General features: G+C 59.6%; 20 protein-coding genes. 2 read left to right on the top strand and 18 right to left on the bottom strand.

All coding sequences use genetic code 11. The features are described from left to right. From BLT26_RS00305 to BLT26_RS00285, 4 genes are all read right to left on the bottom strand, one after another. The gene (locus BLT26_RS00305; protein ID WP_139169341.1) at window positions 1–1,758 is read right to left on the bottom strand and encodes an FG-GAP repeat domain-containing protein; all 1,758 of its coding nucleotides are present in this window, start codon (window positions 1,756–1,758) and stop codon (window positions 1–3) included. 315 nt (window positions 1,759–2,073) lie between these two features. Beyond that, the gene (locus BLT26_RS00300) at window positions 2,074–2,355 is read right to left on the bottom strand and encodes a hypothetical protein (protein ID WP_091506330.1); all 282 of its coding nucleotides are present in this window, start codon (window positions 2,353–2,355) and stop codon (window positions 2,074–2,076) included. Window positions 2,356–2,447: 92 nt separating this feature from the next. After that, a complete protein-coding gene (locus BLT26_RS00295; protein ID WP_091506328.1) occupies window positions 2,448–3,122 on the bottom strand; it encodes a DUF6515 family protein in 675 nt (224 codons plus the stop codon). Window positions 3,123–3,662: 540 nt separating this feature from the next. Then, complete coding sequence (locus BLT26_RS00285; protein WP_091506320.1) at window positions 3,663–5,249, bottom strand: PGAP1-like alpha/beta domain-containing protein; 1,587 nt, start codon at window positions 5,247–5,249, stop codon at window positions 3,663–3,665. Between the two features lie 167 nt (window positions 5,250–5,416). Between BLT26_RS00285 and BLT26_RS00280 the strand changes: the two genes are divergently transcribed. Beyond that, window positions 5,417–7,396: a peptidoglycan-binding domain-containing protein gene (locus tag BLT26_RS00280; RefSeq protein WP_091506316.1), complete on the top strand. Its 1,980-nt coding sequence runs from the start codon at window positions 5,417–5,419 to the stop codon at window positions 7,394–7,396. 344 nt (window positions 7,397–7,740) lie between these two features. Here BLT26_RS00280 and BLT26_RS00275 read toward each other — a convergent pair whose 3' ends face one another. From BLT26_RS00275 to ppnN, 4 genes are all read right to left on the bottom strand, one after another. Beyond that, window positions 7,741–8,319, bottom strand: a complete 579-nt coding sequence (locus BLT26_RS00275; RefSeq protein WP_091506312.1) for an outer membrane protein — start codon at window positions 8,317–8,319, stop codon at window positions 7,741–7,743. A gap of 341 nt (window positions 8,320–8,660) precedes the next feature. Beyond that, on the bottom strand, window positions 8,661–8,972 hold the full coding sequence (locus BLT26_RS00270; RefSeq protein WP_139169340.1) for an ion channel: 312 nt from the start codon (window positions 8,970–8,972) through the stop codon (window positions 8,661–8,663). 180 nt (window positions 8,973–9,152) lie between these two features. Beyond that, window positions 9,153–10,358, bottom strand: a complete 1,206-nt coding sequence (locus tag BLT26_RS00265; RefSeq protein ID WP_091506306.1) for a cation:proton antiporter — start codon at window positions 10,356–10,358, stop codon at window positions 9,153–9,155. 197 nt (window positions 10,359–10,555) lie between these two features. After that, the gene (gene ppnN / locus BLT26_RS00260) at window positions 10,556–11,929 is read right to left on the bottom strand and encodes a nucleotide 5'-monophosphate nucleosidase PpnN (protein WP_091506303.1); all 1,374 of its coding nucleotides are present in this window, start codon (window positions 11,927–11,929) and stop codon (window positions 10,556–10,558) included. 339 nt (window positions 11,930–12,268) lie between these two features. On the opposite strand from ppnN, the gene BLT26_RS00255 reads away from it, so the two are divergent. Beyond that, complete coding sequence (locus tag BLT26_RS00255; protein WP_091506299.1) at window positions 12,269–12,445, top strand: PLDc N-terminal domain-containing protein; 177 nt, start codon at window positions 12,269–12,271, stop codon at window positions 12,443–12,445. Window positions 12,446–12,494: 49 nt separating this feature from the next. Here BLT26_RS00255 and BLT26_RS00250 read toward each other — a convergent pair whose 3' ends face one another. The 10 genes from BLT26_RS00250 to BLT26_RS00205 form a co-directional block, all read right to left on the bottom strand. Beyond that, window positions 12,495–13,673: a PepSY-associated TM helix domain-containing protein gene (locus BLT26_RS00250; RefSeq protein WP_091506295.1), complete on the bottom strand. Its 1,179-nt coding sequence runs from the start codon at window positions 13,671–13,673 to the stop codon at window positions 12,495–12,497. Between the two features lie 62 nt (window positions 13,674–13,735). Then, complete coding sequence (locus BLT26_RS00245; protein ID WP_091506292.1) at window positions 13,736–15,835, bottom strand: TonB-dependent receptor; 2,100 nt, start codon at window positions 15,833–15,835, stop codon at window positions 13,736–13,738. Window positions 15,836–16,128: 293 nt separating this feature from the next. Beyond that, entirely contained in the window at window positions 16,129–17,502 is a 1,374-nt protein-coding gene (locus tag BLT26_RS00240) for an FAD-dependent oxidoreductase (protein WP_091508617.1), read from the bottom strand. Window positions 17,503–17,507: 5 nt separating this feature from the next. After that, entirely contained in the window at window positions 17,508–18,788 is a 1,281-nt protein-coding gene (kynU, locus tag BLT26_RS00235) for a kynureninase (protein WP_091506288.1), read from the bottom strand. A 13-nt stretch (window positions 18,789–18,801) separates the two neighbouring features. Continuing rightward, window positions 18,802–19,632 carry a cyclase family protein gene (locus tag BLT26_RS00230; RefSeq protein ID WP_175452985.1) on the bottom strand — a complete coding sequence of 277 codons (831 nt, stop codon included), beginning with the start codon at window positions 19,630–19,632 and terminating at the stop codon, window positions 18,802–18,804. A gap of 2 nt (window positions 19,633–19,634) precedes the next feature. After that, window positions 19,635–20,651 carry an amidohydrolase family protein gene (locus tag BLT26_RS00225; protein WP_175452984.1) on the bottom strand — a complete coding sequence of 339 codons (1,017 nt, stop codon included), beginning with the start codon at window positions 20,649–20,651 and terminating at the stop codon, window positions 19,635–19,637. Continuing rightward, window positions 20,651–21,172, bottom strand: coding sequence for a 3-hydroxyanthranilate 3,4-dioxygenase (locus tag BLT26_RS00220; RefSeq protein WP_217631351.1), 522 nt, complete (start codon window positions 21,170–21,172; stop codon window positions 20,651–20,653). The genes BLT26_RS00225 and BLT26_RS00220 overlap by 1 nt, the downstream gene beginning before the upstream one ends. Window positions 21,173–21,235: 63 nt before the next feature. Beyond that, on the bottom strand, window positions 21,236–21,652 hold the full coding sequence (locus BLT26_RS00215; protein WP_091506280.1) for a RidA family protein: 417 nt from the start codon (window positions 21,650–21,652) through the stop codon (window positions 21,236–21,238). A gap of 23 nt (window positions 21,653–21,675) precedes the next feature. After that, the gene (locus BLT26_RS00210) at window positions 21,676–23,118 is read right to left on the bottom strand and encodes an aldehyde dehydrogenase (RefSeq protein ID WP_091506276.1); all 1,443 of its coding nucleotides are present in this window, start codon (window positions 23,116–23,118) and stop codon (window positions 21,676–21,678) included. Next, on the bottom strand, window positions 23,118–23,906 hold the full coding sequence (locus tag BLT26_RS00205; protein ID WP_091506273.1) for an SDR family oxidoreductase: 789 nt from the start codon (window positions 23,904–23,906) through the stop codon (window positions 23,118–23,120). The genes BLT26_RS00210 and BLT26_RS00205 overlap by 1 nt, the downstream gene beginning before the upstream one ends. Window positions 23,907–23,923: the final 17 nt, after the last annotated feature.

Genomic DNA, 23,923 nt, shown 5'->3' with positions numbered 1-23,923 from the left:
TCACTTGACGACGGTAATCACCACCTGATCACTACCGGTGGCACCCTGATCATCCGTCACGGTGTATTCAAACACCAGATCGGCCTGTTTTGCGCCCTTCAGTTTTGGCGCAGTGAATGAAGTCGTACTTCTATCGTTGGCAATCAGGCTGACGCCGGGGCCGGACAGCTGCTCCCAGTAACCAGTCTTGATATAGCCGTCCTGGTCCTCTGACGCGTTGCCGCTTAAGTACACCCTCTCGCCCTGGCTAACGGTCTGTGGGTCGCCGGCCTCGGCGACCGGTGGGTGATTGCCCCACACCAGAACCGTCACGCTGTCCTCATCGGTCATGCCATTGTCATCCACCACCCGTAATTCAAACACCAGGCTTTCCTCAGCCCCGGCATCGATAACGGGGGTAATGATCTCCGGACTGGCAATGCTGTCACTACTCAGGTTGACCCGCGTCCCGCTCACCTGCGTCCACTGGTACGACAGGTTGGCGCCATCCGGATCGTATGAACCGCTGCCATCGAGCACCACGGTATGCCCGCCGAACACCCCCAGACGATCACTGCCGGCGTTTGCCACCGGTGGCATTCCGCCGACACCGCCCCCAAGCAGCACGATCACGTTGTAATAGTCCGTGTACAGCACATCCACGAAACCGTCGCTGTTCACATCACCCGATACCAGCCCCTGAGTGTGGTAAAGGGACGCATAGATGGGATCGCTATACAGCGCTTCGGCCCAGAAGTTGCCGTCCTCCGCCTGCTGGAAATGTCCCAGATGCTGCCAGCCATTATGTAGCAGCACCAGGTCGTCCTTCAGGTCCTCGTTCAGGTCTGCGGTGATGATCGGTCCCGGTAGGTCGAGGCTTGGCAGGGCGCCTGCTTTGGAGAGGGAACCATCTAGGCCCTGATGAAACAATGCCACATAAGCATCGGGGTAGTTGCCGCCATAGGTCATTGCCACATCGTTGCGGCCATCGCTGTTGAGGTCGGCAATCGTCAGACCCCTGCCGCGCTCATGGGTGGACTCTCCATAAAAGGCTGCCGGCAGGAAGCCACCCTGGCCATCAGCCGCTATAACGGCAACCGGACCCGGAGCTTCGGCACCTGCGAGGACCACAATGTCTGGAAGACCGTCTCCGGTAACGTCACCGATCCGGATGTCATTGCGCGCATCCACCGGCGCCACCTGCAAGGCAACCTCATGCCGAATCGCACCATCCTGCTGGAAAAACACCCCCACATCATCGCGCACATACCCCACACCCGCGATATCGTCCAGCCCATCACCATTCAAGTCCCCGGCGATAATCCTCGTTGACTTTTCGGTATAAATGATGTCTGCTGAAGAAAGTTTTCCATCCGTGCCTTGGTGCCAGATCTCTATGTAGCGGCGATCAAATCCAACCGCGACATCCTGCAAGCCATCACCATTGAAGTCGCCGGTGGTTAGTGATACGGGATTAGCCCCAGCCACACCGACAAGGCTTAGGGAATATTTCTCTGTGGCCAGCAGCTCCCCGTCAGCATCCAGAAGAAATACCAACAACTTCGCCCTGACCTCTTCATTGGAAGATCCGGCATCGGTATTGGCAACAATATCGTTGATGCCATCGTTATTGAGATCCGCGATGGCGACGGGGCCGGCGTAAGCACCAACGTAGTACTCCGCCGAGTATCGTAACTCCGTGGTAACTTGCGCAGAAACCGGCGAGGAAAGGCAGGCTATGGGCAATAGCGCCAGGTGCATTATTCGAAGAAATTTCACTACAGCTCCTTGTATTTTTAAGTTAAGGGTTTTCCCCTGTATTGCGTAGACATTATTTTCATCTGTCGCAGCAGTGTACCAGCGCTACTTAACTCGCAAACAGAAAGCAATAAAAAAACAATAAAAGGACACCCACTAACTGAAGGTATCGGGCCGTATAGCCTTCTTCAACGTGAGGGTGACATCAGGGCGGGGGAGCTAACTCGGCCAAGATATTTAGAATGCGGCATTACGCGCCAGCATAGTCTTTTCGGGCACAGGCGGCCTGCATAGGCATTAAGGCTGGAGCTTTTTTAAAAGGGAAGGGTTAGGTAGCTAACGGGGAAAGGAGGCGCTCGCAATCGCGAACGCCATGGGCCCTGCGCTTGCCGAGTTGCTCACACGCGCCGCGTACAGCGTGGGGCTACCCACCAGGCTTTTGAATCGACTCTCGAGGTGCCAGTTGAGGTACAGCCAGTGCCTGGGATGAATCTGTAGGCGCTCGATGGGTGGCAGTTCGCTGTCGATGGCCCCGCGCTTGTCTTTACGCAGGCAGCGGCCGCTCCCGTCCATCATCTCTATAAAGCCCTGCAGCCGGAAGGGGATGCCCGCGGGCATCGGATCTGTGGGCTAGATCCCGTCCCTGGTGAAGAACTACTTGGCAAAGTACCGTGCAAGCCAGCTCATTGAGCCGCACTGGTCAGAGGTTGCTAGTAATAGCGCAGGCAACGTGCGTACTCCTCTCGGTAGGTGCCCGGCTCGCGGCGGTAGGGACCAACTTTGGCGCGACGCGATTGATCCGAGGCGATGCGACGGCATTTCGACTGGAGCTCGCGGTAGCTTCCGAGACCGATATCGTCACGGAAACGGTAGCGCCCATAATAGCCCCCGTAATCACTGCGGTAGGTCCCGTAGTAACCGCCGCCGCGATACGCCGGCGGGGGGGGCGGATAGGCTTGGCGTATTTCCGGAGCCGGCGGCGCTACCGGAGCAGGAGCCGGAACCGCAGTCGGCGGCGCAAGTGAGGTAATTCTCTGCGGTGCGCTGTAGTAGTCGCGCCAGCCATAAGGCGGGGTTACGACCGTGAAGTCGTCACCGTCAGGTTCGTATACGAAGAAGGTGCCATTGGAAGTAACATAGTAGCGCTCACCACCCATGGTGAAGGTACCGCTGCTGCCGGGAACATTCGGCACCCGCGCGCCCACCGGGGATTCCACGCGGATAAAGCCCCCTGCGGCCGGCCGGTAGAAAGAACCTACCCAATAGTAATACGTCTGGCCGCCTATAAGTATTTGTGAGGCGCCGCTGGGCAGGGACCTCACCCGATCATCCGCCCACGCCAGCCCGACGGCCAAGCTGAACAGAACTGCGATGGCATAGCGCATAGCGACACACCCTCTGTTGCAAACTGCGGTAAGTTTACTCAGCGGCTGCGCTTTTCCCCAATCCCCGGCACGGAGATAAAGAGGACACACACCAACTGGAGGTATCGGGCTGAAGAGTCTTCCTCTAAGTGAGGGTGAATTCGGGAAAGCGGTCTATCAGGGCTAAGATGCTGATAGGGTGGGTTTACGTACCAGAGCGGTCTTCTCAGGCACGGGAAGGCTGCATAGGCATTACGGGCGGCGCTTTGTTAGAGGGGCAGGGCGGGGTAGGCGGCGGCGAAAGGAAGAGTTCGCAATCGCGGAAGCCATGAGACCAGTGCTTGCCAAGGTTCTCACAGGCGCTGCCCACCAGGCTTTTGAAGCGGCTCCCGAAGTGCCGGCTGAGGTAGAGCCAGCGCCTGGGGGCTATCTGCAGGCGCTCGAGGATTGGTGGCAGTTTGCAGTCGAGGGCTCCACGCTTGTCTTCACGCAGGTAGCGGCGGGAGATAAAACGGACAACCACTGATTGAAGGTGGTCTCAGGTCTCGCCTGTACCGTTAATCAGCTCCATGGCCGGACCTCGACCCTCAGGGCGCCGTGGAGGCCCGGTCTGGATTTCTGCTGGATCGGGATGCTGAAAACCAGCCCGGAAGCAGGGTCTCCGTCTCCCAGGGGCCGCGACTCGGCGACCAGGGTAGCCTTGCCCGGATTGTTTTCCTGGTCGCCGTACTTAATGCGCCAGCCACCGGCGGCGTTGGTATCGGGGATCGCCTCCACCAGGATTTGCCTCTGGTAGATAACGCCACCTTCATAGTGACGTTTCAAGAAAAGAACACCATCCACCTCGTAATCGGGTGTAAGCAGTTTGAGGTCGCATAACAGACTGACAGACTTGGATGCTTTACAGCTTTTTTCAGGATCGAGAAAGACTGAAAACAGGTGCGGGCTCATGCTTCGGTCGGGCGGTCGCTTTGTGCCGGGCTGGCCCGGGAACAGCTGGTCGTAAGTCCGGAAGATTGCAGAGTTTTCCCGAATCTCCCGGCGGGTAATCTGCCATGGGTATTTCCTTACGCTCACCGCGGACTCAATCTGGTACGAGGCCCGCACTGCCCTGTTTTCCTCATGATACTTGTCCAGTTCTGCCGGGAAGGTGATGTTGTCGATATCGAGAATGCCGTCAATGCGGAGTTTGCCGAACAAGAAACGGGTCAGGTTCTGGTAACCCTCTTCAGAGTTCACAATGCCATAGTGGCCCGAATGGCTTCTGTGCACGAACGCGCGTGGTGAAGTAACGTCCCTGCCATCCGCCCCAGGGCCGTGCGTGGTGGCATTCTCAATACGCACCAGGCCGTCACTCGCGTCACCCGCGGCCCAGGAGGAGGCGCCCCTGAGAACGGAGTAGTCCCGGGAGTTGGTACCGATCAGGTTGAAAACTCTCTCAGGGGGGAAGTGCTTGACGATCGAGACATCATCGCCTTTGGGTAGGTCAAGGTAATTTGCCATCCGCTCGCGGTTGAAGTTGTTTGCGTCGCCAAATGACAACCAGCCAGGCACGTTGCGGACAATCCGCATATCGATACCGTTGTGGGGTGTCGCGTAGGTGAAGAGCTTGTCGACTGCAGCGCGGGCTTTCTCTGTTCCGAGTCCCTTATTCTGCAGGAAGGCGCGGCAGACCAGGCCTCCCATGGAGTGCGCCACAAGATGGACCCGGAAATCTTCGGGTGAAACATTATTTCTTTTGTTTGCGCAGACTTTGTCCTGTAATCGCAGAATCAGCTTGTTCAGGCCCCGGGCGAAATGCTCAATAGGCGGGGTTTCCCCGCTGCCAAAATCGTTGGAGGCCTCATCGTAGTAACGGTAAACAATGATGGACTGATAAGGGATTGGCTGGTCGGCAAAGTCGCCTGCCACCAGGTCATTCCCGTCGACAAACACATCCCTGTACCCATGTTCACCCATCAGGCGTACCAGCGGTGATTCGAAGTGAAAGCGCTTGACCTGGCCAGTCCAGGCCAGGCGCGTCTTGGTAGAGCCGATATTGAATCCCATGTAGGGATCGGCGACCGCCGCTTCGATTTCGGATTGGGTGGCCGCGAAACCGCGGACGTAGATTATCGGGTGATAAGGATGATGCGGATTATTCTTCATGGTGGATTAATCCTGTGTAATTTCTGGCGACGGATACCCGCTGAGCGGCTGTTGGTTAATTTGCCCGGTGGAATAGTCGCCGGATCCATTTTATTGCACAGCAACTGCTTCTAAGCTGAGTTCACTTATGGAACCTTAGATGATCCGGAACGGAAGGAACTCCGCTGATGGAAAAATATACTGTTCGTGAGCCTACAGAGCTGCAGCCAGATCCCGACGCCGGTTCAAAGTCAGTTGGTACTATCGAACCGGGCGAGGAACTGACCGGACTCAAGCCTCTGGGCGAATGGATGAGGGTCGAAGTCAATCGTGCCAACGGCGACGTCCAGTCAGGCTGGATTCTGGCAGCTGCGATAGAGGAGATCCCGGGTCAAACGGTCAAGCTGTATCCCGAGCCTTTTTCTGACAAGTTCGACGTAATAACCGGCAGCGTGGAATGGCTGAATGAGCCGGTGGAGAACTGGAGAAAGGCCACGGTGGAAGATGCTGCCGGGGAGCACAGGGGCTGGATCAACCTCAATGAAATGAGTGATGACGGCGAGCCCATTGTCGAAGCCGGGGAGGGAAGCCAGCTCGTTCTCGGCGTCAACGAAGTGTACCGCAGGCACCTATTGAAGGCGCAGGAGATCACCGGAATCGACGCGGCTTCCCTGGCGGCCCTGGTCGATGCCGAAGCCGGGAAGAAGAGCTCAGGCATCTGGAACGCCGAAGCCCGCAACCCCCGGACCAGTGCTTCCGGGTTGACGCAGTTTCTGTCGGGTACCTGGTTGGATCTCGCGCGGAAATCGTCGACTTTACTGAACCAGGTGGGTAAAGCCAGGGGCTTGATAACAAACCTGAATGCAGTGGCCTCAGGGAGAGATAAGCAAAGGAAGTTGCTGGATTTGCGCTTTGATCCGGAGCTCTCGATAGTGACAGCGGCAGAGTACGGCCTTGAAAACCTGAAGACCCTGGTGAGGGCGGGAGTGATACCGGCCGAAGCCAGTGATGACGATAAGGCCCGTTTCATGTACCTGGCGCATCATGAAGGCCCCTCCGGCGCAATCCGGTTCCTCAAGGGAACCGATACACACTCGTTTGACAAGCTTCGAAGGCAAATTGGCGGTAGGCAGAGAAAGAAATATCTCAAGGCTGCCGGTCATGACCCCACTCGTGCGTATCGCTTATGGCTGAATGACTATCTGGATAAAAAGATCCAGCCGGACAGGTTCCGCAGGAAAAATGTCGCCGGGGAGAATTCTATCGTTGTGGCCAACGGTACATCCCTGTCCAACTATAGTGGTGCCGCCATTCCCCTGGATGAACTGGGTGGCCGCATAGATTTGGTCAAAGAGATACAGGCGATTCTGGGTGAGCAGGGTTACCTCGATCCACCAGTTGACGGGCTCTTGGGCAGTATATCCAGGTGGGCGCTGGAAGAGTTCTGTAAACAAAACAACTTGTCGCTTGATGACGGATTTTCCCGCGATATAGCTCGAACCCTTGTCAGCCCCGCCAACCCACTGCCGGATATCAAGGCGGGAAACACCTGGTTTGACCGGGTTATAGCTTACATGAATGATAAGGGGTACTGGATTTGCCGACACCCGGGCTGCACTAATATCGTTTACCTCGAGGGTGCGAATCCCGACGGTACGCTGAACGACGACCGGCCCAACGTATTTAATGACCTGCGCATGGCTTTCAGCATCGACAGCAGGGGCGCACTGCAAGTCGCGAGTTGGGAGGGAACGACAGAGCCCGGCAGGAGATATACCGAAAGGCCTCTTCCAAATGTCACAGGCGCTGCGCGAATTGCCTTTGGGCAATATAAATCCTGGGTGGTAGGTTTCCATCGTAAAAGTTCGCCAACGGGACACGAGGCTCTGGTTCAGGTGCGGCCGGTTGCGGTCTATCGAGACCGGAACAAGGACTATAAGCGGCTAGGCGACCAGCTAGACCAGGGCCTTTTTGGGATTAACCAGCACTGTGGCTATGACAATCCGATAGATAACATTGGGTCCTCAAGCGCTGGCTGCCTGGTGGGGCGAACCAAGAGTGGGCACCGTGAATTTATGAGAATGCTTAAGGAGGATGCGCGCTATCAGGCATTACCGAGTTATCGGTTTATGACAGCGATCCTGCCCGGGGAGGAGGTGTTGAGATAGCAGGATATAGAGAGGTTCAAGCCATCCCTTCTCTTGTCCAGCTGCGGTATAGCGCGGTTAAGGGAGCTACAGCGTGGCTAACCATTATGTCGGGAAAGCGGGCAAGGTGCCCTGACTGACGGGGAAAGAATACCCGGTTGTAGCCGAAGCAGGAGTCTGCTCCTGGAGTTCAATCGCTTTCTTGAAGGTCTCTGCCAATCAGGATAGCAAGCCAGGGCAGGCAAACACTGCTGCTTATTAAGGCCAGGAGTTGTTAGCAACTTGTCCGCTCTCGGGCCTCTAAATATGAATAGGGCGGCAGGCCAATAGCCTGCCGCCCTATTAGTTCAGCGGTGTGGTCGCTGTTAAAACTTGTACGCGAGGCCACCCATCCATGCCTTGCTGGTCCCGAAATCCACATTGTCCTGCTCACCGGTCTCAAAGATCACGTATTCAACGGTCGCGCGCAGCTGGGCGGTAAAGTCATAGCGGAAGCCACCACCCCAGCTGAAGTAGTTGCCGGTGATGACCGCATCGGCTACTTCCTCGCCGTTCAGCTCGGCAGTCAGGGTATTCTCGCCGTAATTGTATGCTCCCATCAGGTACAGGCACGAAGCGCGGCAGTTCCAGCTCAGGTCCAGCTTGCCGCCGATGCTCCAGTTATCCAGGTCGCCATTGAGATTCAGGGTGTCGCCGCCCAGGTCGGCGCTTGCGCTGGATGAGGCGCGGGTATAGCGAAGCTCCATTTCGACCGGGAACTTGTGAAAGTCCGCACCGATCGCCACGCTAGTGAGGTTTTCGTCTTCCTCCGACTCCTCACCGCGTACCACGCCGCTACTCAGCGAGATCACCGTATTGAAGCCCAGGTCGTCATTGACCTTGGCCATGGTATGCGCGCTCGTGAGCAGCGAGACGAGGATCAAGGGGGCAAAGATCTTTTTCATGGTTAGCTCCTTTGTTATCAAATGTGATTCTATCCATGTTTGCGGCGTGACTTAAGTCACTGTAATAGCGTGTAATGGTCCGGCGCTGCCGGCTTTCTAGTTGGCGGTGTGTTTGTCGGGTCATGGGGTAAGAAGCATTCGGAGGGACATTAGCTGGTAGCTAAACGTACACCTATCAACTGATGATGTCGGGCTTAACAGCCTTCCCCTGTGTGAGACTGCGCGCGGTTTGAGGGATGTAGTTGGGAGGGCGGGGCAGAGGAGTGGTCGTCAGCACCAGCGAGGCTTTTTCAGGCGCAAGAGCGCCGTATAGGCTCTACCAGTTCTGCGCATCCCGTATCTTAGTTATTCTTCGACAGTGCCTTGAAGTAGAAGGTGGCAGACCAGGTCAGCATCATGAAGCCCAATAGCGATTGCAGCGCGGTAATCACTTTCAGGTGCCCCACGGGGTTAAACTCGCTCAGGCCAAGGGTGGTCATGCTGACCAGCGAGAAGTAGAAATAGTCCCGAAAGATGTCCCTGAACCCGCTGGTAAACTCCCCTAATTCCAGCCACTGGTGCGCTACCCAGTAAATGGCGGTGAAGTATAAAGCCTCAACTACATGCAGGATGAAAATCACCACGAGGGCATTCACAGACTGGATAAGGTTCATGTCAGATCCGCATTTTATATAGTAGCGGCTTAAAAGACCCAGGCCCAGGTAGTGCGTAACACTGACCAGCAGCAGTCCAATCACGGTCAATAGAATGGCCAATAACACGTGGGATCTCCTTTTCAGGTTGGCCTGGTGCCGGAGGAGCGTGGGTTTCTGCAGGCTCCGGGTTCTTTCAATCTAGGAAGCACGCCTCATTTGCCCGTTCAGCCAGCGCACCATGTAGTTGGCGGTGACCCCATGGGCAACAACGCTCAGCAGTACGGTACTGGCCGCAGTCACCACGACAGTATCGCCACCGGGCAGCGCCAGGTTCAGCACCACCACTCCGAAGACGATACTTGCCAGGCCGCGGGGGCCAAACCAGCCCACGAACAGCTTCTCCTGCCAGCTCAGCCCCGTGCCGGAAAGGCAGATAAACACTGGTACAAGGCGCACCACGGTTAGGCTCAGCACAGAGTACAGTGCGATCTGCCAGGTAATCTCGCCAAGGACTGGGCCCAGGGCAATGCCGCCAAACACGACCCAGGTGATAAGGGTGAGGGTATCGGCAGTCCCCTCGGCCGCTTTCAACAGCTCGCCTTTGGAAGTCCACGCCATCCAGCCAAACAGCACGCCCCCGGTGAAAGCCGCGATAAAGCCGCTTCCGTGGAACCACTGCGCGGCGCCGAAGCAGCTCAGGGACATGGTGACCACAGGTAGCTGCTGCCAGCTTACCGTTATCCAGCGGTGAGCCGACGCCCAGCGCAGGATCTGCGCCATAACACCGGTCATACCCAGCCCCACCAGCAGGCCTATCCCCAGCTCCCGCAACATCAATTCCAGCGCCAGCTCGGGGGTTGAGTCCGGTGACGCGGCACCCGTCGCCAGGGCAATAAAGATAAACAGGATGGGCACGGCCAGGCCGTCGTTGAGGCCGCTCTCGAAATTGAGCGATTCGCGAATATGGGCCGGCACCGTCGGGTTGGTGACTACGGCCTTGCCCAGCGCGGCATCGGTTGGCGCCAGCATCGTCGCGAGGATTGCGAGCTCGTAGTGGTCTATGTCAGGGAACAGCAACAGGCCGCACAGGTAGCCCATCAGGATCTTCAGCGGCATTACCGCCAGTAGCAGGCGCCGGGGAATGGCGATTGCCGAACGGAGCACCGACAGGTCCGCTTCGGCGGCATCGGTAAAGAGCACCAGGGCTAACGCAGATGCCGCCAGGATCCGCAGACCCTCGGAATCGACGGACAGATCGAGAATGCCCAGCCCGTCACCGCCGAGGGCAAATCCCGACAGGGTAAAAACCAGCGCCCCCTGGAAGGGGGTATGGGCTGTCCGGCGACTCACGATGCTGTAGGCAAAGATGAATAGCGCGAGAATGGTCAGGTTGGCGTAGCTCATAACCTAGTGGCGTGCGGCGCCTGGTTCAGGGCAGGGCCACGACAGGCGCGATAGATGTGACTCCAAGCCAACAGGATAGTCCTGTCAGGAATACGCGCCGTATGAATTATGCTTCCCTGGAGCGCCGGATAGGGAAGGGCTAGCCGACGCGATTGTGCGCCCCGACTTTATTTTCACCACTGGGCCGCAAGTCCGCTTTATTCCGCACTGATCTCATAGCAGGGAATGTACTCCTTGCCCGGCAGTTTCATCCGCTGCTGTTTGGCGAAGGATGCCAGCAGGGTATCCATGCTGCGCATAAGGCTCGGGTCGCCGCGCAACTGGTAGGGGCCATTTTTCTCCACGTTGCGGATGCCCTCGTTCTTTACATTCCCGGAAACGATTCCGGAGAAGGCGCGGCGCAGGTTGGCGGCCAAGCGGTACGGCTCCTGGTTGGTATGCAGTTCCAAGTCGTGCATGTTCTGGTGGGTGGGGATAAACGGCCGCTGGAACTCGGTGGAGACCTTCAGCTTCCAGTTGAAGTAAAAGGCATCCCCGGATTCCTTGCGGTATTCCTGCACCTCCTGGATGCCTGCCGCCATCTGCCGGGCGACTTCCGGCGGGTCGTCGATAATGATCTGGTATCGGGACCGGGCCTTCTCACCGAGGGTGGAGACAATGAACTGGTCGATACGGATGAAGTAGTCCGCCGCACTGGCCGGGCCGGTGAAGATGACCGGGAAGGGTTGTTCCAGGTTGTCCTCGTGCAGGAGTATGCCCATCAGGTAGAGGATCTCCTCGGCAGTACCCGCGCCGCCGGGGAAAACCACAATGCCGTGGCCGGTACGGACGAACGCCTCCAGGCGTTTCTCGATGTCCGGCATGATGACCAGCTGGTTGACGATCGGGTTTGGTGCCTCTGCCGCGATGATGCCGGGCTCGGTAATGCCGAGGTACTGCCCGTGCCGGTCGCGCTGCTTGGCATGCCCGATGGTGGCGCCTTTCATCGGGCCTTTCATCGCGCCCGGGCCGCAGCCGGTGCAGATATCCAGGTATCGCAACGCCAGCTCGTAGCCCACATCCTTGGTGTAATCGTATTCCGCCGACGAAATGGAGTGCCCGCCCCAGCAGACCACCAGCCTCGGGGCGCGGGACCGGTTAAAGGTGCCGGCATTGCGCAGGATATGGAAGACCGCATCGGTAGTACCCTGGGCGGAAACCAGGTCGTAACGCGGGTCGCCGGTGATTTCGCTGTTGACGTAAATGATGTCGCGGAGCACTGAGAACAGGTGTTCGCTGATCCCGCGAATCATTTTCCCGTCGACAAAAGCGATGGCGGGGGCATTCTTCACCCTGATTTTGACATTGCGCTCTGTGGGGATAACGGAGATATCGAAATCGGCATACTTTTCCAGCAGCTCCTTGCCGTCATCCATATAGCCGCCACTGCTGAGCACGGCCAGGGAACAGTTGCGGAAAACCTGGTACAGCGGGCCGCGGCTCTCGCCTGTGAGCTTGTTGATTTCGTACTTGGACAGAATGGCGAACTGCCCGACGGGTGATACTTCTGCATCGACGAGATTTCTGGTCATGCATCCCTCAAGAAATGGCCGGCAAGAAATGGCTGGCGCTGAAAACTGCCAGAGTACCGGAATCGCTGTGCAGCGGACAGCCAGTGTAAGCAGGCTTTTGTTTTCACTCCATTCTAGCGCCCGGAATGTCTGCATTCCGGGGCCTGCGAGCTGGAGCCAGTTTGTGGCGTCGGGTTTACTCCCGGTGGGGAGCACTTCCCCTTGCTGCCCTTGAGTATATCCGCTCTGCGCCTGGCCGTTCATGCGCCTGTGGCGCCTTTCCTGCGGCCCACTGTCCAGTGGCTATACTCTGTGCCTGTCTCCATCCGGGTGACTACTGACGACACAGGGAGCGCTATTATGGAAGCGATTTTCGGGTTTCTCATTCTGATTGCGGACATTTACGCAATCATCAAGATACTGCAAAGCTCGGCAGACGGCCTGAAAAAGGTCCTCTGGATCCTGCTGGTGCTGATTTTGCCGCTGATCGGCCTGATCATCTGGTATTTCGCGGGTCCGGGAGGGAAGGGGGGCTAGCCTGTTCAGGCTCAGCCCTTCAGGCTCGAAGTCTGCAGTTTGCTGCGGATCAACCGGAAACAGAGTGGGGCTCGCCCGGGCCCCCTTTCCAGCCACGCCTCGCCACCGATCGCTGGCCCGCCCGCCGCAGTCGACGTTTCTTCCACCACAGGTAGGCCCCGGTGGCGAACAGCAGGCCGGGCACCAGGCCGGTCAGCAATACCAGCCAGCGGCCCACAAGGCCCAGGGCGTCGCCGTTGTGCAGCGGGAACTGCCAGCGCAGTATCTTGTTGCCGGTCGGTATCGCGGTGACGTCCTCCACCATCAATACCTCGCCACTGTACTGGTCCACCCGCGCGAAGCTGGCGCCATAGTTCTGCCATACCTCGCCGGCAGCGCGGAAGGAAATGCCGTAGCTGTCGGCTCCGTCGCGCGGCAGGTATATGCGCTTCAGTTCGCCGCTGGGGAATTTCGCCTGCGCGATGCGGGCGGCGCGATCCGGTGAAATCGGCTGGCCGCTGTCGGTATGCGAGCCGGGCAGGGCGGCCAGCGGCTCGGTGGGGAAGACGGCGCTTATCACCGCCCGTACCTGCTGCGGGAACACCAGGGTGACGCCGGAGAAGCTGGTCACCAGCAGCAGGGGCAGGAAGTAGATGCCGAATACCCGGTGCACGTCGAAGTAGAAGCGGAAGCGGTTGCCACTGCGCGAGATGCGGAATGCCTTGCCCCAGCGCCGGCCGCCGCTGCGGCTCTTCTTCGGCCACCAGAGCACAGCGCCGGTAATGCAGAACACCATCAGCAGCAGCCCCATCAACCCCACCACGGTCTTGCCCGTGTTCCCTGACAGCAGGGTGTAGTGCAGGCGGTAGAGCCAGGTCATGGTGTAAGCCGGGGTGCCCCAGCCACGCACGGCCAGTACCTCGGCATCGGTGGGGGACACACTCACCTCGATGGGCCCGGGCGCGCCCTCCGGACCCGGGAAGCGCACCACGTACGGGCTGCCCGGCTGGCGCGGGGTCATCAGGCGCGTGGGCGCGGGGTTGCCGGGTACGGCGGTGCGGGCGGCCGCGAGCACCTGCGCGTAGCTGGCCGGTGTGTCACTAGGTCCGAATGAAACGGTGTGCGGCGCCAGCCGTTCATCCAGCGCGTGGTCGAACACCAGCAGGCTGCCGGTGAGGCCGATCAGGGACAGCAGCAGGCCCAGGACCAGGCCGGCGTACTTGTGCAGGGTGAACAGGACTTTGCGCATGGTGAACTCGGTTGTCCCGCCGCACCGGTCCTGGCCGGCGCGGCGGGCTTACGGGAGTTGGATCAGAATACCCGGGAGTAAGACAGGTTTACGCTGCGCCCCATGCCCTTGAAGTTGCGGATATCGTTGCCCGCGGTCTGGGAGTAGTAGGTAAAGTAGTCTTCGTTGGTCAGGTTCTGGATCCCCAGTGCGAACTCGCCGGACAGCGCCTGCAGCTGCGCACTGGCATCGATGGTGGCGTAGCCGTCAAACTCGGTGGTGACGTCGCCATCGGCGTTCTCGAAATCCCGGTCCATCAGCCAGTTGGCCTGCAGGCGGGTAGAGAGGTTATCGCTCCAGTTGCGGGCCCAGCTCAGGTTGATGCGGTTGGGTGCGATATTGCGGCCGTCCAGGTCGGTATCGACACTGCCGTCCTGGTCCGAATCGTAGCGCCCCTCGGTGTAGGCGTAGCGCAGGTCCAGGGTATCGCTGTCGCTCACGAACCACTGGCCGCGGGCTTCCACGCCGTCGATCTCGGTCTTCTCGCGCTTGACGCTGTATACGCCGTCCGCGCCCAGGGCCAGGCGCTGGCCGATATCGGAGTCCGAGGTGTAGTAGGCCAGCTGGGCGGCGAAGCGCTCGCCACTGAAGTCCACGCCCAGCTCGCGGTTCTGGGTGAGGATCGGCTGCAGGTCAAGGAAGCTCTCGACGCTCTGGCCCGGCTGGTTGATGCCGCGCAGCACCCGGCCCACGTCCGGCATGGAGAAGCCCTCGGAATAATTGGCATAGGCGCGCAAGGTGTCATTGATGTCGTAGGTAGCGCCGATATTGCCCAGGGTCTCGCTGAATTCCGGCGAGCCGCCCTCCACCTGCTGGCTGCCGTAGGAGAACAGGGTGGTGAAGTCGTCGACCATCAATTTGGAGCGCTCGTGGCGCACGCCGGCGGTGATGGTCAGCTGCTCGATGCCGGTGAATTCACCCTGTACGTAGGGGGCGATGTTACGGTACTGGGTCGGCGGTACCCAGGCGCGGCCGGTCTGCACCAGCTGCTGCCAGGTCTCGTCTTCAAACATGTCCACGCCGTAGGCGAGGCTCACCGGCGCGCCCGCCACGCGGTCTTTCAGCAGGGTCAGCTTGAGGCCGCGCTTCTCGGAGTTGTTCTGGGACTGGTCGAAAATCTCCGCGCCATAGGCCGGGTCCTGGAAGGTGCCGAAAGTGCCGCCGCCGTAGGTGCCGGCAAAGTCCTGGGAAAACACCTGCGCTCGCAGCCTGTGCCCGAAGATGTCCTCGTTGCTGTACTGGAGGTTGACGGTGGTGACGTCATTGGAGGGCGCGTCGCCCGGGACCTGGCCCTCGACCGCGGTGGTGGGGATGCCGGCGCTGATATCGCCATCCACGCTCACCCAGTTGTTGTTGCCCTCGATCTTGTAGTGGTTGGCGGTCAGCTGCAGGCGCTGGTCGTCCCAGCTGTAGCCGGTCTTGATAAAGGCATTGATGGACTGGCTGTCCATGGTATCGCCCTGGGTATTGTCGAAGCCGACGATATCGCCGTTGGCGTCGTAGCTGATACCGGTGTCGCGGTAGGTGAGGCTGGCCAGCACGTCCACGGCATCCACCTTGCCCGACAGGCTGTAGCTGCCGCCGTAGCCCGCGGTCTCGCCCAGGTCTTCCGGCTGCAGAGCGGACTCCACGCGCAGGCTCTGCTGGAATTCGTCGCTGGGGGTCCGGGTCACCAGGTTGATGATGCCACCGGAGGCGCCCATGCCGTGGATGGCGTTGGCGCCGTGAATTACTTCCACGCGCTCAAGCATCAGCGGGTCGATGGTGTGGCCGTCGCGGCCGCCGTTACGCAGCGGGTTGGACTGGGGCACGCCGTCGATCAGGTACAGCGGCTTGCGCCCGCGCAGGCTCTCGCCGGAGCTGGTCATCTTCTGGCGGCTGGGGGAGAAGCTCGGCACCAGGTTGCCCAGCACGGTGGACAGGTCATTGGTGGCGGCCAGCTCCCGGGCCAGCTCGGCCTCGTCGATCAGGGTGACGGTATTGGGGATGGAGCTCAGGGGCTTTTCGGTACGGCTGGCGGTCACCACCACTTCCTCGTCAATGCGGGTGCCGGTTTCGGCGGCAACGATGGCGGGGCTGGCGGCGGCGATGGCCAGGGCGAGCGTGCTTTTCAGGTAGCGCATTTTCGGTTCCTTGATGCGTCGTCAGGTCATGCTTATACGGACTGCGGAAAGGCCGGCTGGATAGGGCGGGGGCCGTTCCCGTCATTGTGGTGGCAATCCTAAAGTAAGTGAGAATCAATATCAATAAGATTTAGGGTGTCGCAAGCTGTCGGGTGTGTGGCGGGCGAGCGGGGGGAGGCCATTCGCGGCTTAAAGGGGTAATAGCAGGGGTAACAGGTAGATGGAGCGGATAGCTGGGGTGGAAGCAAAAGAGGGCAGAACGAGGGACCGGCAACCGGTCCCTGCAGGGAGGTTCAGGCAGTCAGGGCGGTCGAGCCGAGGTGTTTCTTGACCAGTGTCTCGGCCAGGTCCCAGTCGATTTCTTCCACAGACTCTATGCCAGAGGCCAGCCTGTCCAGGATCTGCTGGTTGATCTCCCCGCGGCGCTGGGCCTCGGCGTAGGGAATGCGCTGGAACATGACCATGCCATAGCGCGGGGTAAACAGGTCCGGCCAGCGCTTCTGCAGTTCGAAGCCGATGGCCTTCTTGAGCAGGAACTGCGGGTCGTTTACCGAATCGCGCATCTCCACGTAGTTCTCCAGGGCCATGTCCGCAATCGCCTCGCCGTTGGGCGCCCGTAGGCGGTCGTACTCGGCAAACACCTGGTGCCAGTCGGGGCCGTGTTGCCCGATACATTCGTCCAGCACCGCGCAGTCCTCGAAGCCGCAGTTCATGCCCTGGCCGTGGAAGGGCACTATCGCATGTGCGGCGTCCCCGATCAGGATCGCCTTGTCGGCAATATGCCAGGGTTTGCAGCGCACGGTACCCAGCTTGCCGGTGGGGTTCGCAAAAAAGTCATCCACCAGTCCGGGTATCAACCCATCCACTCCCGGGAAGTACTCGTCGAAAAACCGCGATACCGCCTCTCGTGTCTGCAGTGTCTCGAAAGCGGGTTCGCCTTTATTTGGCAGGAAGAGGGTCACCGTGAAGCTGCCGTCCAGGTTCGGCAGGGCTATCAGCATAAAGCCGCCGCGGGGCCAGATGTGCAGGGCATGCTTCTCGATCTGGAAACTGCCGTCCCTGCCGGCCGGGATTTCCAGCTCCTTGTAGCTGTGGCCCAGTGGCTCCAGGCTGTCGCTGCCATCCTGTGCGGCCACCAGCGCCGCGCGGACCCGGGAGCCTGCTCCGTCTGCGCCGACCAGCCGCGTGAAGTCCACGTCCACTTCAGAACCGGTCTCTTCATTGATAAACACTGCGCTGTTGGTGTCGAAGTCAACAGAGTCCAGGCGGTGTGAGAAATGAATGTTTACGTTCCCGGTCTGCTCCGCCGCGTCCAGCAGCAGGCGGTTCAGGTCCCCACGGGAAATCGAGTAGATCACTTCGTCTTCGCTCTGCCCGTAGGGCTGGAAGTTCTGCTCACCCTTGGGGTCGTGGATCATGCGGCCGCGCATCGGGATCATCATTTCCCGTACCCTGTCCATCAGGCCCAGTTGTTCCAGCGGGTAGATACCGCGGTTGGCCAGGGCCAGGTTGATGGAACGGCCGGCGGAGATATCGTGCCGGCGCAGGTCTACGCGGCTCTCGTAGACCTCTACCTCGAAGCCGCGCCGTCCCAGGAAGCAGGCGGCCATGGCGCCCACCAGGCCGGCGCCTGCGATAACGATTTTTTCCTTGCTGTTTTCGCTCATATCCATCACTCGTTGCAGGCGGACTTCAGGATTTGCACAAAGTTGTAGACGTCCGTAAAGCTGTTGTAGAGGGGAACCGGGGCAATACGGATTACGTTCGGCTCCCGCCAGTCGGCGGTTATGCCTGCCGCCTCCAGGCGCCCGAACAACTCGCGACCGGTCAGGTGCCTGGCATCACAGCACAGCGATAGCTGGCAGCCGTGCTCGTCGGCGTTCTCCGGGGTGATCACCCGGATGAACTCGGACACCTCTGCCTCCAGCAGGTAGCGCAGGTAACCGGTGAGTTTCTCCGATTTTTTGCGCAGGGGCTGCATGCCGCCGGCCTGCCTGAATACATCGTAAGAGGCGCGGATCGCCGCCAGGGAGAGGATAGGGGGGTTGGAAAGCTGCCAGCCCTCGGCGGTCGGCATCGGCACAAAGCGGTTTTCCATCCTGAACCGCGTGTCCTTGTCATGGCCCCACCAGCCAGCGAAACGGTCCAGGCTGGTGTCCCGCGCGTGGCGGCGGTGGACGAAGCAGCCCGCCACGGAGCCGGGGCCGGAGTTCAGGTACTTGTAGGTACACCAGCAGGCAAAGTCTACATTCCACTCGTGTAGCTTCAGTGGAATATTGCCCACCGCGTGGGCCAGGTCAAAGCCCACCTTGATGCCCCGCGCCTGGGCGGCACCGGTGATGGCCGCGAAATCCAGTACCTGCCCGGTGTAATACTGTACGCCGGGGAGCAGTATCAGCGCGATGGAATCTCCCTGTTCCTCGATCAGGGCCTCGATATCCTCCTGGCGCAGCAGTTCCTCGTTTTCGCGCGGCTTCAGCAGCACCAGGCCGTCGGCCGGGTCTATGCCGTGATGGCGCAGCTGGCTCTCTACCGCGTAGTGATCGGAAGGAAAGGCATGGTCCTCGATCACGATCTTGTAGCGTGTTTCGCTGGGCCGGTAAAAACTCACCATCATCAGGTGCAGGTTCACCGTGAGCGAATTCATCATCACCACTTCATCGGTGTGCGCGCCTACCAGGTCCGCGGCGGTCTCTGCCAGGAACTCGTGGTAGGGCATCCACGGGTACTCACAGTCGAAGTGCCCCTTGACGCCCAGGCTTGCCCACTTGTCCAGCTCCTGCACAACATACTCGCGCGCCAGCTTTGGTTGCAGGCCCAGGGAGTTGCCGCACAGGTAGATTTCTTCACTGCCGTCGCTCGTGCGCGGAATCGAGAACTGTTCGCGGAATCTTGCCAGCGGGTCGTCGCAGTCCATCTGCTGCGCGAATTCCAAACCCGTTTGGTAGTGCATGGGTAAGCCTCTCTTATTCTTCTTCCAGCGGTATGAGGATTGGCCGGCTGGGTGCAGCATCGGTGCGGAACGCCGGTACCTGCAGGTTCAGGCCGTAGTAGCCGTCCTGCAGGAAGTCGGGCACAAAGATCATTTCGGTGATGGTTCGCATTGTGTGGGCAGTCTCATCCATCCTGGTGATTCCGCGGGGCACGTGCCAGAACTGGCGGTGATTCGCCAGCTGGCCCTCGTCATACATCTTGTCGACGCTGGGGAAATCCACCAGCAGGTGATCGAAATGCTCGCTGATCCACTCCATGGCTTCCAGACTCAGGAACACCGGTGGGCAGTCTTCCCCGTATTCGAGCGCGCACTTTTCGGGACTGTTTGGCTGCGTCCGGATTGCCAGTGCCGGGCAGTCGCCGGGCGGTTCACGGAAGCCGGTGTTATGCAGTGCTGCCAGTAACGCGCCTTTTGTTACCACACTGTCGGCCGCCTCCGGGTTGGGCCAGTAACTTTCCTCGCTTTCCGCCAGCTCGACGGGCTGCACCGACAGCAGCAGGCAGTTCTGCAGGATCGGCAGCGGCAGTTCTCCCACCGCCACCTCGTCGTCGACGATGTGGGAAATGGATTCCGTATGGGTGCCATTGCAGTGCGGTGTCAGTTGCAGCGTCCGCACGTTGCAGCTGCCCCCGCGAGAGGTGTCGCCGACGAAGCCCCCACCCTCCACCGTTGTCGTGGTTGCGGTGGCTACGCCAAAGTGGTTCGGTTGCGGCCCCGAGAAGTTGAGCGGGATGGCAATACTGGTGGCCCGCTCGTGGCACAGTCGGTACCGCACAGACCCCAGTTCGATATAGGTAGCCATGGTCACTCCTCCATAAAGTGGGACTTCTCCAGTCCCAGCCATTCGAGTGCCGTGCCGTGTAGCAATTTGGCCTGCACGTCTTCGCTGTATCCCATTGATCGAATCAGGGAGCCGGGCTCCAGTTCACCGAGTGGGAAGGGATAATCGCTGCCCATGGCAATGCGTCCCGGCCCGACGAGCTCCAGCAGGTAGTTCATCATCGACGGGTCGTGCACGAGCGAGTCGAAATAGATCCGGTCGAGGTAATTGCGGGGATTGACCGGGTTGTCGACGGCACATAGGTCCGGGCGCACATTAAAGCCGTGCTCGATGCGGCCGATGGTGGAGGGGAAGGAGCCGCCGCCATGGGCAAACGCTACCTTGAGCCGGGGGTATTTCTCGAAGATGCCACCGAAAATCATCGAGCAGATGGCCCGCGAGGTTTCCGCCGGCATGCCTACCAGCCAGGGCAGCCAGTAGCGAGGCATTTTCTCGCGCCCCATCATCTCCCAGGGGTGCACGAAGACCGACGCCCCGAGCTCCTGCGCCGCTTCCCACACCGGGTAGAGTTCAGGCGCATCCAGGTTCCAGCCGTTAACATTGGAGCCGATCTGGATACCGGCCATGCCGAGTTCCCTGACGCAACGCTCCAGCTCCCGGACGGCGAGGTCCGGTGCCTGCAAGGGTACGGTGCCCAGGCCAACGAAACGACGCGGGTGTTCGGCCACAATGCCCGCAATATGGTCGTTCAGCATACGCGACAGGTCGAGGGTATCCTCCGGCTTGGCCCAGTAACTGAACATTACCGGCACCGTGGAAAGCACCTGGACATGCACACCGTGGTTATCGCATTCCTGCATGCGTACACCGGGATCCCAGCAGTTGCTCTCCACCTCGCGGAAGAAGGTGTCTTCCTTCATCATGCGGGCGCAGCCGCACTTGTGATGGTCCAGGTGGATAAAACCACCGTAACCATAGCGCTCTTTCAGGTTGGGCCAGTTTTTGGGCAGGATATGGGTGTGTATATCAATTGTCAGCATCACGCCCCCGGCACTGCCATGACATGCCCGCAGGCGTCGCATGTCCGGTTCTGTTCGGAAGAGAAGAAGCGGTCGAACACCGGCGGGAAGTCTTCCTCGATATTCTTCAGGTGGAAATATTCTTCATAGAGGAGGTTATCGCACTTGTCGCAGTACCACTGCAGGCCATCCTTTTCCTCCGGCAGGCGGGTGCGTTCTATGACGAGTCCAACGGTATTCTCCAAGCGCTGTGGTGAGTGGGGAATCTTCGGTGGCAGGAGGAAGATCTCTCCCTCCCTGATCGGCACGTCAACAACCTTGCCGTCCTGCACGGTCTTGAGCAACATATCGCCCTCGACCTGGTAAAAGAACTCCGGACCCTCATCCACGTGATAATCCTTGCGTGAATTGGGTCCGCCGACCACCATGATGAAAAAGCCGTTTTCCTCGAATACCAGCTTGTTACACACTGGAGGCTTCAGGTACTGGCGGTGGTCTTCGATCCACTGTTTGAAGTTGACCGGCGGCATCATGCTTTTCATTATTATATGCCTCGCAAAACGTTGTTTAGGGATGGGTATGGCGTTGACTGAACTCCAGTAAACCTAATCGATCGTGGCGATACACTTCAGCTCGATGCCAATCGGGGTTGGCAGGGAGAGAACTTCAACCGTGGTTCTGCACGGCTGGTTGTCCCTGAAGTATTTCGCATAGATTTCGTTATAGGTCTTGAAGTCGTCTTTCATATTGGTCAGGAACACGGTGACATCCACGAGCCGGTCCCAGCTCGATCCGGCATCCTCGAGGATCGCGCGGACATTGGAGAACACCGAGTGGCATTGTTCGGCAATGTCGTAGGTGGCGATATTGCCGTTATCGTCCAGCGTTACGCCGGGAATCTCTTTACTGTCTTTCTTGCGTGGCCCCACGCCGGACAGGAACAGCAGGTTGCCGACCTTGCGTGCGTGTGGGTAGAGCCCGACAGGTGCCGGGGCCCTGGAGGAGTGTTTCACTGCGCTCATGATGTTCCCGATTTTTCTTCTGTTTAGTCGTAGTTGATGCAGACGTTCTTCGGCTCGGTGAAGAACCGCAGCGCCTCCAGCCCGCCCTCGCGGCCGACGCCTGAATTCTTCATGCCGCCGAACGGCGTGCGGAGGTCGCGCTGTAACCAGCAGTTTACCCAGACAATGCCGAAGTCCAGCTGCCTGGCGACGCGGTGACTGCGGCGCAGGTTCTCGGTCCAGACCGATGCGGCGAGTCCATAGTCCGTGCCATTGGCCATTCCGATCGCATCCTCTTCGGTGTCAAAGGGTTGCAGCGTCGCCACCGGCCCGAATATTTCCCGCTGGTTGGTCTCACATGCCAGCGGCAGCCCCTCGATCAGTGTGGGTGCGACAAAATAGCCTTGGGCGCAGCGTCCGTCCGGGACAAGGCGCTCACCGCCGCAGAGAATTTTCCCTCCCTCTGCGCGGGCTGTCTCGATGGCGCCGAGCACTTTACCCATATGCGCTTCCGATACCAGGGCACCCTGGTCGACATCACTCAGGGGATCGCCGACGCGCAAAGCTGTTACCCGCTCCAGCAGTCGCTCGCGGAACTCGGGATAGATGCTCCGTTCCACGTAGATACGGGAGCCACACAGGCAGATCTGGCCCTGGTTGGCGAAGGCGGCGCGCGCAACACCGGCCACGGTTTTGTCCAGGTCGCAGTCTGCAAATACCAGGCTCGGGTTCTTGCCGCCCAGCTCCAGTGACAGCTTCTTGAACTTCGGCGCGGCCTGCGCCGCGATCTGCGCGCCGGTGGCAGTGCCGCCGGTAAAGGAAATGGCCTTGACGCCGGGGTGGGTGACAATGGCATTGCCTATCTCGCCACCCAGGCCGTGCAGGATATTCAGTACACCGGCCGGGAGCCCCGCTTCAATGCACAGCTGTGATAAGAGGTATGCGGTCTTCGGGGTAACTTCGGATGGCTTGGCAATCACACAGTTGCCGGCGGCCAGTGCCGGGGCGATTTTCCATGTAAAGAGGTACAGCGGCAGGTTCCACGGTGAGATGCAGCCGACAACCCCGATGGGGTCACGCAAGGTGTAATTGATTGCTGCCTCGCCCATGGCATGCGACTCCGACGCAAACTGGGTAATCGCGTGGGCGAAAAAGCGGAAGTTGCTGGCCGCGCGGGGTATGTCCAGGGAGCGGGCCAGGGCGATGGGCTTGCCATTGTCCTCGGACTCTGCAGCGGCAAGCAGTTCCAGGTTCCTGTCGATCAGGTCCGCGATACGCTCCATCAGGGCGGCGCGCTGCTCGGCTGGGGTGGCCTGCCAGCCGGCCCGGGCCTGTTCCGCGGCAGTTACCGCGGCATCCAGGTCCGCCTGTCCGGAACGTGGAATCTGGCCGTACACCTGTCCGGTAGCGGGATTGATATTGTCCAGGTAGCGCCCGTCCCCGGGAGGTACCAGCTTTCCATCGATGTAATTCTCGAGGGCTTCCATTACAGGCACCCGGTCCGGCCCCCGTCGACCGGGAGATTGACACCATTGATATAACTTGCCGCCGGCGACGCCAGGAAGGCGACTGCAGCGCCGAATTCGTGTGCTTCCCCGAAGCGGCCCATGGGAATGGTGGACTTTTCCTTCTCGGCCATGTCCGCCTCACTGACTCCGGCTTTTTTCGCCTTGTTGGTGATGATCGCCTCGAGCCGTACGGTATTGGTTGCGCCCGGCAATACGTTATTCACGGTAATGTTGAACTGGCCCAGCTCGTTGGCCAGGGTCTTGGCCCAGTTGGCCACCGCACCGCGCACGGTGTTGGAAACGCCGAGCCCGTTCAGGGGGGCTTTCACCGAGGTGGAAATGACGTTGATCACGCGCCCGTAGCCGGCTGCTTTCATTCCAGGCAGCAGTGCCTGTACCAGGTTGTGGTTGTTCACCAGGTGCAGGTTGAATCCATCGATAAATTCCTGGGCATCGGCGGAGTTGGCAGGCCCCGGCGGCGGGCCGCCGGTATTGTTTACCAGGATCTCAAAATCGCCGGTTTCGGCGATATGTTGCGCGATCGCGGACTGGACCTCTTGCGGGTTCGTAAAGTCCGCAACCAGCACGTGGTGCTGCTGGCCCTTTGAGGTGTCCAGCTCCCGCATGACCGACTGCAGCTTTTCCGCGTTGCGCGAGAACAGCGTTACTGATGCACCCAGTTGGGCAAGCTCGATGGCACTGGCCTTGCCCAGGCCCTGGCTGGAACCGCAGACAAGGGCGCGTTTTCCTGTGAGATCGAGATTCATAGTGTTCGACTTCTTTT

The organism is Microbulbifer yueqingensis (assembly GCF_900100355.1).
Lineage (GTDB): Bacteria > Pseudomonadota > Gammaproteobacteria > Pseudomonadales > Cellvibrionaceae > Microbulbifer > Microbulbifer yueqingensis.
Note: the sequence above shows the minus strand (reverse complement) of the source record. Positions and strands in the feature narration are given on the sequence as shown.

Excerpts from the sequence above, each read along its gene's own strand:
- BLT26_RS00300 (WP_091506330.1), bottom strand. The coding sequence starts at position 2,355 with ATGCCCGCGGGCATCCCCTTCCGGCTGCAGGGCTTTATAGAGATGATG.
- BLT26_RS00220 (WP_217631351.1), bottom strand. The coding sequence starts at position 21,172 with ATGAAAAGCATGATGCCGCCGGTCAACTTCAAACAGTGGATCGAAGAC.
- BLT26_RS00245 (WP_091506292.1), bottom strand. The coding sequence starts at position 15,835 with ATGCGCTACCTGAAAAGCACGCTCGCCCTGGCCATCGCCGCCGCCAGC.
- BLT26_RS00255 (WP_091506299.1), top strand. The coding sequence starts at position 12,269 with ATGGAAGCGATTTTCGGGTTTCTCATTCTGATTGCGGACATTTACGCA.
- BLT26_RS00275 (WP_091506312.1), bottom strand. The coding sequence starts at position 8,319 with ATGAAAAAGATCTTTGCCCCCTTGATCCTCGTCTCGCTGCTCACGAGC.
- BLT26_RS00205 (WP_091506273.1), bottom strand. The coding sequence starts at position 23,906 with ATGAATCTCGATCTCACAGGAAAACGCGCCCTTGTCTGCGGTTCCAGC.
- kynU (WP_091506288.1), bottom strand. The coding sequence starts at position 18,788 with ATGCACTACCAAACGGGTTTGGAATTCGCGCAGCAGATGGACTGCGAC.
- BLT26_RS00265 (WP_091506306.1), bottom strand. The coding sequence starts at position 10,358 with ATGAGCTACGCCAACCTGACCATTCTCGCGCTATTCATCTTTGCCTAC.
- BLT26_RS00285 (WP_091506320.1), bottom strand. The coding sequence starts at position 5,249 with ATGAAGAATAATCCGCATCATCCTTATCACCCGATAATCTACGTCCGC.
- BLT26_RS00240 (WP_091508617.1), bottom strand. The coding sequence starts at position 17,502 with ATGAGCGAAAACAGCAAGGAAAAAATCGTTATCGCAGGCGCCGGCCTG.
- BLT26_RS00215 (WP_091506280.1), bottom strand. The coding sequence starts at position 21,652 with ATGAGCGCAGTGAAACACTCCTCCAGGGCCCCGGCACCTGTCGGGCTC.
- BLT26_RS00270 (WP_139169340.1), bottom strand. The coding sequence starts at position 8,972 with ATGAACCTTATCCAGTCTGTGAATGCCCTCGTGGTGATTTTCATCCTG.
- BLT26_RS00210 (WP_091506276.1), bottom strand. The coding sequence starts at position 23,118 with ATGGAAGCCCTCGAGAATTACATCGATGGAAAGCTGGTACCTCCCGGG.
- BLT26_RS00295 (WP_091506328.1), bottom strand. The coding sequence starts at position 3,122 with ATGCGCTATGCCATCGCAGTTCTGTTCAGCTTGGCCGTCGGGCTGGCG.
- BLT26_RS00250 (WP_091506295.1), bottom strand. The coding sequence starts at position 13,673 with ATGCGCAAAGTCCTGTTCACCCTGCACAAGTACGCCGGCCTGGTCCTG.
- BLT26_RS00230 (WP_175452985.1), bottom strand. The coding sequence starts at position 19,632 with ATGGCTACCTATATCGAACTGGGGTCTGTGCGGTACCGACTGTGCCAC.
- BLT26_RS00280 (WP_091506316.1), top strand. The coding sequence starts at position 5,417 with ATGGAAAAATATACTGTTCGTGAGCCTACAGAGCTGCAGCCAGATCCC.
- ppnN (WP_091506303.1), bottom strand. The coding sequence starts at position 11,929 with ATGACCAGAAATCTCGTCGATGCAGAAGTATCACCCGTCGGGCAGTTC.
- BLT26_RS00225 (WP_175452984.1), bottom strand. The coding sequence starts at position 20,651 with ATGCTGACAATTGATATACACACCCATATCCTGCCCAAAAACTGGCCC.